Genomic DNA, 13240 nt, shown 5'->3' with positions numbered 1-13240 from the left:
CGCTTCATACCTGCCGTTCCGCCGCGCCGCCGAACAGGCCGCGCGGCCGGGTCAGCAGGATGAGCAGGAAGACCGCGAACACCACGATCTGGGGGTAGGAGTCGCCCACGTAGCGGGCGGTGACCGCGTACAGCAGCCCGATCGTGAACCCGCCGATCAGCCCGCCGAGCTGGCTTCCGGACCCGCCGATCGCGATGGCCACGAAGCCGAACAGGGCGAGCGTCTCGCCGAGATGGAAGTGCGCGTACGTCCGTCCGGCGACGAACACGGCGAACAGCCCGGCGATCAGCCCGGCCAGCGCGAACGCGCCGATGCCGAGCGCCCGCACGTTCAGCCCGCGCGCCATCGCCGCCTGCCGGTTCTCCGCGGTCGCCAGCGACGCCAGCCCGAGCAGCGTCTTGCGCGACCAGAGGTGCAGGCCGACGCCGAGCGCCACCACGAGCAGGATCAGCACCAGGTCGTTGCGCTGGATGGTGCCGCCGAGCAGCGTCAGCGGCTCGCTGGAGAACGGCGACGGCACCTTCAGCGGCTCGGTGCCCCAGATCTTGGACGCGATCCCGCCGAGCAGCGTGCCGACGCCGACGGTGGTGATCAGCGCGGCGTGCGTGCCGTGCCGGCGCAGCAGCGGCCGGATCGCGATCCGCTCCTCCACCACCGCGATCACCGCGACGGCCGCGCCCGCAAGCAGGACGGTCACCGCGACCGGAAGGCCCCAGTCGACCAGGCCGACATAGGCGAGGAACGTTCCGATCATGATGAGGTACGCGTTCGCGAAGTTCACCACGCCGGACGCCAGCAGCACGACGTTGTAGCCGATGGCCACCAGGCTGTAGAGGGCGCCGGTGGCCAGCCCGGACCAGATGGTCGTCATCGAACCCCGCCCTCAGTAGCCCTTGCCCGGCACGTAGAACCCGTTGCCGTCGTACGTCCCTGGCGGGACGTACTTGAACGACGTGGCGCTCGTCTTCGGGAAGTGGTTCGCCGGCGTGTACTCGAACTGGGTCACCTCGCCCTTGGGGCCCTTGCCGACCCAGGGCGGGCTCGCGGGCGTCTTGAACTTCTCGAACGCCTTCGCCAGCTTCTCCCCGTCGGTGGTCTTCTCCTGGCCCGCGACGTGGGCGACGTACTGGAGCAGGTCGTAGGTGGTGGTGAACAGCGCGAGGCCCGCCTGCGTCAGGTACTTCGCCGACTCGGACGCCTTGAACGCCTGGATCACCTTGCCCAGGCCGGGGTGCTGCTCGTCCCCGGCCAGCGAGGACGTCTGCATGATGACCTGGTAGTTCTGGATCTGCGCCGCGGTGACCTTGCCGGCGATGGGGGACGGGCTGGCGAGCTGGTCGCCGTAGGACGGGAGCGTCCAGCCGAGCTGCGACCGGCCGCGCAGGACGTACAGCACCGCGGTGCCGTAGCCGTTGACGATCAGCGCCTGCGGGTTCTGCGCCTTCAGCTGCTGGAGCTGCGGCGTCATGTCGAGCGCGGTGGCGTCGTAGCTCGCGCTGACCAGCTCGATGCCGGCCTGCTTGAGCGGGCCCTCGTACTGCTTGAACGAGCTCTGCCCGGTCGCGTCGTCGGAGTAGATCATCGCGACCTTCTTGTAGCCCTTGGCCTGCGCGAGCTGGACGAACGTGGGCACGTACGCCGCGCTCGGCGGGGTGACGCCGAAGTGGTAGGGGAACTTCTTCGGGTCGTTGAGCTGGATGCTGCTGGTGGCGCCGACCGACAGGACCTTGTCGCGGGTGAGGATCGGCAGCATCGACATCGACACCGCGCTGGACCCGCCCGGGTAGACGAGGTCGGGCTTGCCCTTCGCGAGCCGGCGCTGGAGCTCGCTGACCGCCTTGGTCGGGTTGTTCTGGTCGTTGGAGACCTCCAGCTTGATCTCCCGGCCGTTGACGCCGCCCTTGGCGTTGATGTCCGCGATCGCGGCGCGGGCGCCGCCGAGCAGGCCGCCGCCCAGGATCGCTGTCGGGCCCGAGGTGTCGATCGACACGTAGAAGACGAAGGGGCCGGTCCCCGCAGAATCCGCGGAGCCGCTTCCACATGCCGTGACGGTGGCCATAATTGTTCCCATCGCCATTGCGATGAGAATTCTCATGCCCCGTGATAGAGCGAGCATGACGTCCTCCGCTCAAAAGGGATTCTGTGAAGGTGAACGTGATTCAGTCTTGTCTAACATCCGGCCCGCCGGGCGTCAACGGTCTGGCGGGCACGAGTTCGCATGTACGAGAACGCTGCTAAGTATGCAGTTCAGGGCCGAAGGGTTGACAGCGCGGAGCTCCGCGGGGTATCCCTGAACAGGGTTCAGTTGCCTACCGGTCGTCTGGTAGTTCCGAGGTACTCTCTCGGAATGCTTTTGACGTCCGGCACATTGCCGCGCTTTTTCGTGCTCACAGGGAGCCAACAATGGTTCTTGCGCTGCTGAACGATGAACAGCAGATGCTGCGGGAAATGATGAGTTCGCTGGCCGGTTCGGTGAGAGCGGGAAATCCGCGGGACATCGGGGAGATCGACCGCGCGAAGGGCTGGGGCGCGCTCGCGGACGCCGGGATGCTCGGGCTGCGCGTCCGGGACGGCTCCGGCGCGCCGACCGGCTCGGGCGTCGACGCGATGATCGTCGCGGAGGCCCTCGGCGGCGCGCTCGCGCCGCTGCCCTACCTCGGGTCGGCCGTCCTCGCCACCGAGCTGCTCGCGCTCGCCGGCGCGCCCCCCGACCTGCTCCAGCGGGCCGCCGAGGGCGCCGAGCGCCATGCCGTCCTGCTCACCCCGGACCTGTCCGGGATCGCCACCGTCGCCGGCCTCGGGACGGCGATCGCCTTCGACTGCTGGGGGGCCGGGCACGCGCTCGCGCTGTCGGACGGCGGCCCGGCGCCGAGGCTCGTCCGCGTCCCGCTCGGCGACGCCGCCGACCGGGGGCCCGCCGCCGACCTCACCCGGGAGATCGCCCGCTTCGCCACCGCCCCCGCCGCGGCGGACGCCGAGGAGATCGGCCGCCCGCTGGAGCCGGCGGACCTCAGCCGGTGGCGGGCGCTCGCGCTGACCGTGATCGCCGCCGACGCCGTCGGGGCGATGCGCGCAGCTCTGGACGGCGTCGTCGCCTACTCCAAGGAGCGCGTCGCCTACGGCACCCTGATCGGTTCGTTCCAGGCGATCCAGCACATGTGCGCGGACGCCCTCGTCCACTGCGAGGCCGCGTCCGCCTGCGTGAGCTACGCCGCCTGGGCCGCCGACGAGGCCGCCCCGGACGAGGCGCTGCTCGCCGCGCACACCGCGAAGGCCTACACCGCCATCGCCTCCCTGGACGTCGCCGAGACGGTGATGCAGGTGTACGGCGGCATCGGGCACACGTGGGAGCACGTGGCGCACCTGTACGCCCGCCGCGTCCTGCTCGACCGCGAGGTGCTCGGCGACGCCGCGCACAGCCTGCTAAGCGTCGCCGACCTGCGCCTGGGCGAACTCCCCAAGCCGGAAGAGGGTTGATCATGGACTTTCGGGACACCCCCGAGGAGGCCGCGTTCCGCGCCCGGCTGCGCGAGTGGCTGGCCGCGAACGCCCCGGCGGACTACGACGCCGCCGCCGACCACGACACCAAGGCGGCGATCCGGCGCCGGTGGCACCGCAGCCTCTACGACGCCGGCTACATGGGCATGGCCTGGCCGCGCGAGTACGGCGGCCAGGACCTCAGCCCCGTCTACGACGCGATCCTCAACGAGGAGGTCGGCGCGTCCGACAGCCCGCCCGTGCCGGGCCAGGTCAACTACCTCGGCCGGGCCATCTACACGCACGGCGGCGAGGAGCAGAAGCGGCGCTTCCTGCCGACGCTGCTGAGCGGCGAGATCCAGTGGTGCCAGGGCTTCTCCGAGCCGGGCGCGGGCTCCGACCTCGCCGCCCTCCAGACCCGCGCCGAGCAGAAGGCGTCCGGCGGGTACGTCGTGAACGGCCAGAAGATGTGGACGAGCGGCGGCCAGTACTCCGACTGGTGCCTGCTCCTCGCCCGCACCGACCCTGACGCCCCCAAGCACAAGGGCATCTCCGCGTTCCTCGTCGACATGAAGACCCCCGGGATCACCACCCGGCCGATCGTCCTCGCCGACGGCGAGCCGGAGACCAGCGAGGTCTTCTGGGACGACGTAGAGATCCCCGCCGACCAGATGCTCGGCGCGCCCGGCCAGGGTTGGCACATCGCGATGACGACCGTCACCTACGAGCGCGGCCCGGCCGACGTCGGCATGATCTCCAACTACCGCAAGACGCTGCGCGCGATCGAGGAGAAGGCCGCCGCGAAGGGCCTCACCGGACGTCCCGAGGTCCGCAGGGAGCTGGCCCGCGCGTACGTCCTCGGCGAGGCGCTGCGGCTGAATGTCGCGCAGCAGCTCTCGCTGCGCGTGTCCGGACGAGAGCCGGGCCCGGAGGGGTCGGTCGGCAAGCTGCTGTGGTCGCAGGCCGAGCAGTCGCTGTACCACCTCGCGCTGGACCTGGCAGGTGCGGACGCCGTGACCGGCGCGGCCCCCGAGGTGCTCGCCGGGTACTTCCGGTCGCGTCCCATCAGCGTGTACGGCGGATCGTCCCAGATCCAGCGAAATCTCCTGGCATGGCACATCCTCTCGATGCCCCGCAAACCGTCCCGTTGAGCCGCGGCGGCGGGAGAATGGGGCCTATGCGCAAGTCCGATGGCGGGGAGAACGGTCAGGCCCAGGCCCTGCTGAACGCGGCGGAGGAGCTGTTCACCGAGCGGGGCTTCTACGGCACGAGCGTCACCGACATCACCGAGCGCGCCGGCACGAGCGTCGGCGCGCTCTACTACCACTTCGGCAGCAAGAACGGCGTGTACCACGCGCTGTGGTCCCGCTACATGGACGCGCAGTCGGGCCGGACCCGCGAGGCGGTGACGTTACTGCGCGCCGCGGGCGTGATGGACGGCCGCCGCCTGTTCCTCGCGGGCACCCGCGCCTACCTGACCAGCGCCTGGCACCACAGCGGCCTCGTCCGGATGGTCTCGGACGGCGACGCCCCCGCAGGGTTCGCCGGGGTGGCCCGCCGCTTCAGCCAGGAATGGGCCCGGCAGAACACCAAGCTGCTCCAGCTCAGCGATCCGCTGGCCGACCGGGCGCTGTCCTCGATCGTCACCGGCTCCATCGGGGGGATCGCCCGGGAGGTCGCCGACTGCGAGACGCTGGAGGACGCGGACGCGCTGATCGCCAAGGCCATCGAGATCTACGGCTCGCTCCTCGGGGTGCGTCCCGTCCTCGCGGCCGACGCCGCCGAGCCGGCCGGGCCGGGCATCCAGTTCGCGGACGCCCCGCGGGCCGCCGCCGACGGCGACGGCCCGCACCCACGTTGAGCCTCCGTTCGCCGCTGAACCTCCGATCTCCCGAGCCGCCGAACGCCCGCCCCACGTCGAACGGCCGCCCCACGTCGAACGGCCGCTGCCCGTCGTCAGGGGACCGCCGCTCGTCGAACGACCGTCGCCCGTCGAACGACCGTCGCCCGTCGAACGACCGTCGCCCGTCGAACGAACGCCGCTCGTCGAACGAACGCCGCTCGTCGAACGGTCGCGCCCGGCGTCAGGCGGCTGCCGACCGGCGTCAGGCGGTCTCCGCCTGGGCGGTGGCGGTCTCCTGGCGGTGCGGTGCCGGGCGGTAGCAGGCGGCGAGCAGGCCCGCGCCCGCGGCCAGGCCGCCGCCCGCCGCGACCAGCAGACCCCAGCCGGCGGTGTCCAGGCCGATCGCCTCGTCCAGCGACCAGGCGCCCGGCCCGGTCGTGGCGACGCCGGCGGCGACGACGGCCAGGATCAGGTTGTACTCCCATCCGTTGCCGGCGCTGAAGAAGCCGTTCTCGCGGTGCACCGTCCACGCGGCGACGAGCATGAGCCCGACGAACCCGGCCGCCGCCAGCGGCGTCAGCAGCCCGGCCGCGAACAGCACGCCGGCGCCGATCTCCGTCGAGGCCGCGAAGAGGGCGTGCAGCCGTCCCGGACGCATCCCGATGCTCTCGAACCAGCGCGCGGTGCCCGGGATGCGGCCGCCGCCGAAGAACTTGTTGTAGCCGTGGGCCGCGAGCGTCAGCCCCGCGACCACCCGGACGAGCAGAAGCCCGGCCGCCACCTCGTCCATCTCTGTCCTTTCTGCGAAACGCGCGGCGTGCCGCCCCCATCGAGCCGAGGCCGCCGATGAAGGCGGCACGCCGCGACTCCGCGGGCGCGCCGCTAGGCCTTCACCGGGGGATCGGCGGGCGTGAAGCGGAAGACGCGCTCGGCGTTGCCGCGCAGCACCTTGTAGGCGACCTGCGGGTCGATGTCGGCGAGCCGCTCCTGCGCCAGCTTGATGCAGTCGGGCCAGGTCGAGTCCGAGTGCGGGTAGTCGGTCTCGATCATGACGTTGTCCTCGCCGATGACGTCCAGGTTCCGGATGCCGTGGATGTCGTCGATGAAGCAGCCGAACACGTGGTCGTGATAGGTCTGCCGCAGGTCGAAGTTGTCCAGGTCGAGCGACCCGACCGCGTGCTTGCCCTCCAGCGACCCGCCGAACGCCTCGCCGCGCTGGATCCAGGCGCGCTGGTGGTCGAGGACCTGCTCGGCGCGCTCCAGGAAGTACGGGATCCAGCCGATGTTGCCCTCCGACAGCGCGATCTTCAGGCTGGTGAACCGCTGGAAGACGCCGCTGAACAGCCATTCGAGCAGGGCGCCCGAGGTGCGGTTGGCGCCCCACGTCATGTTCGCCATGAACGGCGAGTTGGGGCTGATCTTCGGCATGGTGGACGACGAGCCGACGTGCATGCACACGATCAGCTCGGTCTCCTGGGCCGCGGCGAACACCGGGTCCCAGTACCGCTTCGGGTCGTGGATGGTCGGCAGCCCGAGCGGCGCCGGGTTCTCGGAGAAGGCGACGCCCCGCGCGCCCTTGGCGGCGGTGCGCTCGATCTCCTTGGCGGCGGCCTTCGGGTCCCACAGCGGGACGATCACGAGCGGGATGTAGCGGCCGGGCGCCGACCCGCACCACTCGTCGATCATGAAGTCGTTGTAGGCCTGGACGCAGAGCATCGCGAGCTCCTTGTCCTCCGCCTCCCAGAACAGCTGGCCGCAGAAGCGCGGCACGGACGGGAAGCAGAGGGACGCGAGGATGCCCGCGCGGTCCATGTCCTCCAGCCGCGCGACGGAGTCGTAGCAGCCCGCCCGCATCTCCGAGTAGGGGATCGCGTTCGGGGTGAACTCCTCCTTCTTGCGCCCGGCGGACGCGGCGAGCCCGGACGAGGGGACCTTGCGGTCCTCGTACACCCAGACCTCGCCGTGCTCCTCGTCCTGGACGAGCCGCGGCGCGACGTCCTTGTACTTGGCCGGGACGCGGTCCGTCCAGACATGGCCGGGCTCGATGACATGGTCGTCGACGGAGATCAGCCAGTTGAGATCGGGAGTCTGCATGGTCGTCATGTCAGTCCTCTCACGTGGGTCAAGGTCCAGTTTGTCAACCGGTCGGCTGGTAGTCAACGAGCGACAGCTATCTACCAGCCGACTGGTAGACAATCCGATCTTCCGCGCTTAGGATGCGGGCAACGTTGCGGGCATCGTCCCGGGAAGCCTGGAGGTACCGGATGGGCATCGTCGCCGACCTCGCGAGCGCACTCGACCTGGAGCGGCTCGACCCGAACCGGTTCCGCGGCGACAGCGTGGACAGCCCGGAACGCGACGTGGTGTTCGGCGGCCAGCTCATCGGGCAGTGCGCCGTCGCCGCCGCGCGGGGCGAGCCCGCCGCCGGGAAGCGAGTCAAGACGGTGCACGCGCTGTTCGCGCGCACGGCGTCCAAGGCCCAGCCGATCGACTTCGAGGTCGAGTTCCTGCACGCCGGACGCACGATGGCCAGCGCCACCGTGACGGTCACGCAGGGCGGACGGCTCTGCGCCCGGGCGATGGCCCTGCTCACCGCCGACGACGACGACCTCATCCGGCATGCCGCGCCGATGCCGGACGTGGAGCCGCCCGAGGCGCTCGAATCGGTGACCGACCCGTACGTCGGCCGCGAACTGCGCGTCGCCGGCGGCGCCGACCTCAACGGCTCGACCACCGCATCGGGAGGCGCGTCCGCCGAGACGACCGAGCTGTCGGTCTGGACGCGGATGCCGAACGCCTCCGTCACCGAACCGGCGGTCGCGCAGGCGATGCTGGCGCACGCCAGCGCCGGATTCCTGATCGGCGCCGCGATGCGCCCGCACCCCGAGCTGACCATCGCGGACGCGCACGACAAGTTCTCAACCGGCATCCTCGGACATAGTGTCACGTTCCATGAGGAAGCCGACATGAGCGACTGGATCCTGCTGGCGCACGAGAGCCCGTACGCGGGACGCGGCCGCTCCTACGGGCGCGGCCACGCCTTCGCCCGCGACGGGCGGCTGGTCGCGTCGTTCGCGCAGGACGCCATCATCCGCAGCTTCGCGACGCGTCCCGGCGCGGCGGGCGGCGGCCGCGGCAAGGCGAGCGTCCTCTGAACCGGCCCGGAGACTCCGGCTCAGGTCCGGAACCCCGGACCCCGCAGCAGGCCAGGAACGTGGAGGGGAGCCCGATGGGATCGTTCGAGTTCGCGCCCGCGCCGAGACCGCCAGGACTGAACGCCCGCTACGAGCGGAACGGGCATCAGGTCCCCGTCTCCATCGGCTCGCTGATGAAGCGGAACCGGGTGGAGTTCGGCGCGCTGACCGCCGTGTACGACGGCGACGTCCGGCTGACCTGGCGGGAGCTGGCCGACACCGCCGGGCGCTTCGCCGGGTTCCTGGGCTCCCGCGGCGTCGGCCCCGGCGACGTCGTGGCCTGGCAGGCGCCGAACTGGTGGGAGTCGCTGGCCGTCGCGTACGGGATCTGGGCGGCGGGCGCGATCAGCGCCCCGGTCGTGCCGATCTACCGCGAGCACGAGGTCGCCGCGATCGTCGCCGCGGTGCGTCCGGCCTGCGTGGTGACGGCCGCCGACTTCCGAAACTGCCGCCATCCCGAGCTGATCGACGAGGCGTGCCGGATGGCGCGCTGGGAGCCGTCCGTCCGGGTGGTGCTGCGCGGCACCGCCACCGGCTGGACGCCCTTCGAGTCGACCATGACCGGCAAGCCCGAGATCGCGACCGACATCGACCCGGACGCGCCCGCGCTCATCGGCTTCACCTCCGGGACGACGTCGGGCGCCAAGGCGGTCGTGCACAGCACCCGCGGCCTGATCGCGTCGCCGGTCCGCTCGACCCGCACGTCCGGGACCACCTGGACGGACCGCGCCTACATGCCCGCGCCGGTCGCGCACGCCACCGGCCTCCTGTCGGCCATCGCCGTGCCCCTCTACACGGGCGCTTCGGTCGTCCTGCGCGACCGGTGGGACGCCGACCAGGCCATCGACGACATCCTCGCCTACAAGGTCACGACGTCCGCGGGCGCCGCCGTGTTCATGAAGGAGCTGGTGGACGCCCTCGACCGCCGCGGCATGGACAAGCTGCCGCTGCCCGGCGGCTACCCGTGCGGCGGCTCGTCCATCCCGACCTCGCTCGCCGAGGCGACCGAGGCGAAGGGCCTGGCCCCGGCCAGGGCGTTCGGGATGACGGAGTGTCCGGGCGTCACCGGCAGCAGCCCGCGCCTCGACCCGCCGCACATCCGGCTGGCGACCGACGGCTGGATCATGCCCGGCTGCGAGGTCCGGGTGCTCGGCCCGGACGGCGCCGAGCTGCCGGCGGGCGAGGCGGGGGAGTTCCTCGTCCGGGGGCCGCAGCTCGCGCTCGGCTACATCGACCCGGAGCACACCCGCGAGGGCTTCACCGACGAGGGCTGGTTCCGCACTGGAGACCTCGGGATCCTCACGGCGCACGACATGGGCGACGGTGAGGTCCGGCACTCCTGCCAGGTCACCGGGCGGTCCAAGGAGATCATCAACCGGGGCGGGGAGAAGATCTCCGTCCGCGAGATCGAGGACGCCCTCGTCCGGCACGCCGAGGTCCTGGACGCGGCGGTCGTGCCGGCGCCGCACGAGCGGCTCGGCGAGCAGCCCGCCGCGTTCGTGCAGCTCCGGCCGGGCGCCGCCGTGGAGCCGGACGGCCTCGCCGCGTTCCTGCGCGCGGGCGGCCTCGCCCCGCAGAAGATCCCGCGGATCTGGAAGTACGTGGACGACCTGCCGAGGACGGCGTCCGGAAAGATCAAGAAGTACGCCCTGCGGGAGTCCCTGGCCGGCTCCGCGCCCGCGTGAGGAACGGAGAGCTGCGAGAGATGGACGGCATATTCGACGGGATCCGCGTGCTGGAGGTGGCGACCTGGACGTTCGTGCCCGCGGCCGCCGCCGTGCTGGCCGACTTCGGCGCCGACGTCGTCAAGGTCGAGCATCCGCTGCGCGGCGACCCGCAGCGCGGCCTGTCCACCGGCGGCTACGCGCCGAGCATGGGCGGGATCAGCATCACGATGGAGCAGACCAACCGCGGCAAGCGCAGCGTCGGCCTCGACATCTCCAAGCCGGAGGGGCGCGCGCTGCTGCTGGAGATGGCGGCGCGCTGCGACGTCTTCATGACGAGCTTCCTGCCCGGCAACCGGGCCAAGCTCGGCATCGACGTCGACGACCTGCGCGCCGTGAACCCCGGCATCATCTACGTCCGCGCGGACGCGGTCGGTCCCGAGGGCCCCGAGAGCGGCAAGCCCGGCTACGACATGAGCGCGTTCTGGGCCCGCAGCGGCATCGCGCACGCGCTCACCGAGGAGGGCGCGGACCGTCCGACGCGGCAGCGTCCCGGTTTCGGCGACAAGACCGGCGCCATGAACCTCGCCTTCGGGGTGGCCGCCGCGCTCTACCGCCGCGCCACCACCGGGACGCCGTCCGAGGTGGACGTGTCGCTGCTCGGCACCGCGCTCTGGGTCAACTCCAGCGACGTCGTGTACTCCAAGGCGATCGGCGGCGACTTCAGCCGCCGGGAGGTCAAGGTCCCGAACCCGATCTCGCACGTCTACCGCACGGGCGACGGGCGCTGGATCGCGCTGCTGATGCTGGAGTCCGACCGGTGGTGGGCGCCGCTGTGCCGCCACCTCGGCCGTCCGGACCTTGTCGACGACCCTCGCTTCGCTGGTGCGGCCGAGCGGAACGCGAACAGCGCCGAGTGCGTCGCGGAGCTGACCGCGACGTTCGCCGCCGGGACGCTCGCGGAGTGGCGCGAGCGCCTCGCGCCGCTGAGCGCGCCGTGGGAGGCGATGCAGACGCTGCCCGAGGTCCTGGACGACCCGCAGGTCACCGCGAACGGCTACGTCACCGACGTCAAGCACCCGTCCGGGCAGGACATCACTCTCGTCCGGGCGCCGGTGCGGTTCGACGGACGGCAACCAGAACTGCGGCCAGCGCCCGAGGCCGCCGCGCACACCGAAGAGGTGCTGCTGGAGCTGGGCCACGACTGGGCGGAAATCGGCCGGTTGAAGGAGTCCGGAGCCATCGCCTGACATGCTTGTACCGGCGATTTCGCGACTCCGCCCTTGGTAGACTCTGCGGGCACGCCGAATCGATGAAGGGAATGATGATTTTGAGCGTGTCCCAGGGACGACAGCGCACCGCCACCAAATCACGGGTGGCCGGAGAACAGCGCTGGGAAGAGATTGTCGAAGCGGCTGCGAAGATCTTCTCGCAGAAGGGCTACGAGGCCACCAGCCTGCAGGACATCGCCAATACGGTCGGCATCCTCAAGGGCAGCATGTACTACTATTTCAAGAACAAGGAAGACTTGCTCTTTGAATTGGTGCAGCGCGCGCTGGACGCCCACCAGCCCTCCCTGGTGGAGGAGCCCGCGATCGCCGAGGCCGCCGCGCCGGTGCGGCTGCGGGCCTTCATTCGCCGGTGGATGGCGCTCAACCGCAAGCAGCGCCTCTGGCGCGGGGTCGCGGAGAGCGAGTTCGGCCGGCTGCGCGGCAAGCGCCTCAAGGAGGTCATCGCCGAACGCGACAAATTCAGCGCGTTCGCCAAGGAGATAATCGAGCAGGGAATGCGCGACGGCGACTTCGACTCGGGCATCGACCCCAGCGTCGTGACCAGCACGCTGTTCGAGCTGATGAACACGACGCAGACGTGGTTCAAGCCTTCGGGACGGCTCTCCTTCGCCGAACTCGCCGACTGGTACGCGACCTTTTTCATCCGCGGTCTCGGCGGTTCCGACGAGGTTGTGGCGAAGTCGTCCGGCGAAACCGGGTAAACCGGTCCGGCCGTTCTGCCGAGCCCTCGGATAAACCCTTGCCGGCAATTGGATATCCACCAGACGGTTGGTAGTCTAGCAGAGGGCGGGCGGCGCCGGGCGCGGCCCGTGACCGCCCCGGCTGGAGGGGTCGCCCTCCTTCGACTCGACGAGCAGAGGAGAACGGCAGTGGCGAGGATGTGCGAAGGCCGGGTGGCGGTGGTGACCGGCGCGGGACGCGGCATCGGCCGCGGGCACGCGCTGGAGCTCGCGCGCCAGGGCGCCCGGGTCGTGGTCAACGACCTCGGCGGCGACGTGCACGGCGCGAACCCCGACTCGGCCGCGGCCAAGGAGGTCGCCGAGGAGATCATCGCGGCCGGGGGAGAGGCCGTGCCCAGCGGTCACGACGTCTCCACCGCCGACGGCGCGGCGGGCCTCGTCCGGCTGGCCCTCGACAGCTTCGGCGCGCTGCACGCCGTGGTGAACAACGCGGGCATCCTGCGCGACCGCACCATCGTCAACATGACCGAGGACGAGTGGGACTCCGTCGTCGCCGTCCATCTGCGGGGCACGTTCCTGGTCGCCCGGGAGGCCGCCCGGCACTGGCGGGAACGCTCCAAGGCCGGCGAGCCGGTGGACGCCCGCATCATCAACACCTCGTCGGTGTCCGGCCTGTTCGGCAACACCGGGCAGAGCAACTACGGCGCCGCCAAGGCCGGCATCGCCGGGTTCACGATCATCGCCTCGCTGGAGCTGGCCCGCTACGGGATCACGGTCAACGCGGTGTCCCCGTCCGCGCGCACCCGCATGATCACGCCGCGCGGGCAGGAGCGGATGGCCGCGCGCGACGACTTCGACCCGTTCGACCCCGAGAACATCGCGCCGCTGGTGGCCTGGCTCGCCGGGACCGGGTCCAAGGACGTCACCGGGCGCGTCTTCAACGTCCACGGCGGCCGGATCAGCGTCCTCGAAGGCTGGAACGAGGGCCCGGTCGTCGACAAGGGGAAGCGCTGGGACCCCGACGAGCTCGCCGCCGTCATGCCGGAGCTCGTGGCCAGGGCCCGCGCGAACATCACCCTCGGCTGACCGG

Annotated in this window: 12 protein-coding genes; 8 read left to right on the top strand and 4 right to left on the bottom strand. The window is 71.2% G+C overall.

Annotated elements, in window-relative coordinates; translation table 11 throughout:
• Nucleotides 1-4: 4 nt before the first annotated feature.
• Both ACH35V_RS14515 and ACH35V_RS14510 read right to left on the bottom strand, forming a co-directional pair.
• Nucleotides 5-871 carry a branched-chain amino acid ABC transporter permease gene (locus ACH35V_RS14515; RefSeq protein ID WP_131963830.1) on the bottom strand — a complete coding sequence of 289 codons (867 nt, stop codon included), beginning with the start codon at nucleotides 869-871 and terminating at the stop codon, nucleotides 5-7.
• Nucleotides 872-883: 12 nt separating this feature from the next.
• On the bottom strand, nucleotides 884-1990 hold the full coding sequence (locus tag ACH35V_RS14510; RefSeq protein WP_395972642.1) for an ABC transporter substrate-binding protein: 1107 nt from the start codon (nucleotides 1988-1990) through the stop codon (nucleotides 884-886).
• A gap of 413 nt (nucleotides 1991-2403) precedes the next feature.
• Between ACH35V_RS14510 and ACH35V_RS14505 the strand changes: the two genes are divergently transcribed.
• Genes ACH35V_RS14505 through ACH35V_RS14495 form a run of 3 tightly spaced genes read left to right on the top strand, consistent with a single transcriptional unit; the run spans nucleotide 2404 to nucleotide 5338 of the window.
• On the top strand, nucleotides 2404-3477 hold the full coding sequence (locus ACH35V_RS14505) for an acyl-CoA dehydrogenase family protein (protein WP_395972641.1): 1074 nt from the start codon (nucleotides 2404-2406) through the stop codon (nucleotides 3475-3477).
• 2 nt (nucleotides 3478-3479) lie between these two features.
• Nucleotides 3480-4628: an acyl-CoA dehydrogenase family protein gene (locus ACH35V_RS14500; RefSeq protein WP_395972640.1), complete on the top strand. Its 1149-nt coding sequence runs from the start codon at nucleotides 3480-3482 to the stop codon at nucleotides 4626-4628.
• 26 nt (nucleotides 4629-4654) lie between these two features.
• Entirely contained in the window at nucleotides 4655-5338 is a 684-nt protein-coding gene (locus ACH35V_RS14495; protein WP_395972639.1) for a TetR/AcrR family transcriptional regulator, read from the top strand.
• 244 nt (nucleotides 5339-5582) lie between these two features.
• Here ACH35V_RS14495 and ACH35V_RS14490 read toward each other — a convergent pair whose 3' ends face one another.
• Complete coding sequence (locus tag ACH35V_RS14490; RefSeq protein WP_395972637.1) at nucleotides 5583-6110, bottom strand: DoxX family protein; 528 nt, start codon at nucleotides 6108-6110, stop codon at nucleotides 5583-5585.
• Between the two features lie 92 nt (nucleotides 6111-6202).
• Nucleotides 6203-7423 carry an amidohydrolase family protein gene (locus ACH35V_RS14485; protein WP_395972635.1) on the bottom strand — a complete coding sequence of 407 codons (1221 nt, stop codon included), beginning with the start codon at nucleotides 7421-7423 and terminating at the stop codon, nucleotides 6203-6205.
• A 161-nt stretch (nucleotides 7424-7584) separates the two neighbouring features.
• On the opposite strand from ACH35V_RS14485, the gene ACH35V_RS14480 reads away from it, so the two are divergent.
• The 5 genes from ACH35V_RS14480 (at nucleotide 7585) to ACH35V_RS14460 (ending at nucleotide 13236) form a co-directional block, all read left to right on the top strand.
• Nucleotides 7585-8475, top strand: a complete 891-nt coding sequence (locus tag ACH35V_RS14480; protein ID WP_395972634.1) for an acyl-CoA thioesterase — start codon at nucleotides 7585-7587, stop codon at nucleotides 8473-8475.
• 74 nt (nucleotides 8476-8549) lie between these two features.
• Nucleotides 8550-10199, top strand: a complete 1650-nt coding sequence (locus ACH35V_RS14475; RefSeq protein ID WP_395972633.1) for a class I adenylate-forming enzyme family protein — start codon at nucleotides 8550-8552, stop codon at nucleotides 10197-10199.
• A gap of 20 nt (nucleotides 10200-10219) precedes the next feature.
• Nucleotides 10220-11428 (top strand): CaiB/BaiF CoA transferase family protein, encoded by a 1209-nt coding sequence (locus ACH35V_RS14470; RefSeq protein WP_395972632.1) that lies wholly within the window; start codon nucleotides 10220-10222, stop codon nucleotides 11426-11428.
• A gap of 62 nt (nucleotides 11429-11490) precedes the next feature.
• The gene (locus ACH35V_RS14465) at nucleotides 11491-12171 is read left to right on the top strand and encodes a TetR/AcrR family transcriptional regulator (RefSeq protein WP_395972631.1); all 681 of its coding nucleotides are present in this window, start codon (nucleotides 11491-11493) and stop codon (nucleotides 12169-12171) included.
• A 177-nt stretch (nucleotides 12172-12348) separates the two neighbouring features.
• Complete coding sequence (locus ACH35V_RS14460; RefSeq protein WP_395972743.1) at nucleotides 12349-13236, top strand: SDR family oxidoreductase; 888 nt, start codon at nucleotides 12349-12351, stop codon at nucleotides 13234-13236.
• The last annotated feature ends 4 nt before the right edge of the window (nucleotides 13237-13240 follow it).

It is taken from the genome of Actinomadura sp. 1N219 (genome assembly GCF_044326405.1).
In the GTDB taxonomy this organism is placed as follows: Bacteria; Actinomycetota; Actinomycetes; order Streptosporangiales; family Streptosporangiaceae; genus Spirillospora.
Note: the sequence above shows the minus strand (reverse complement) of the source record. Positions and strands in the feature narration are given on the sequence as shown.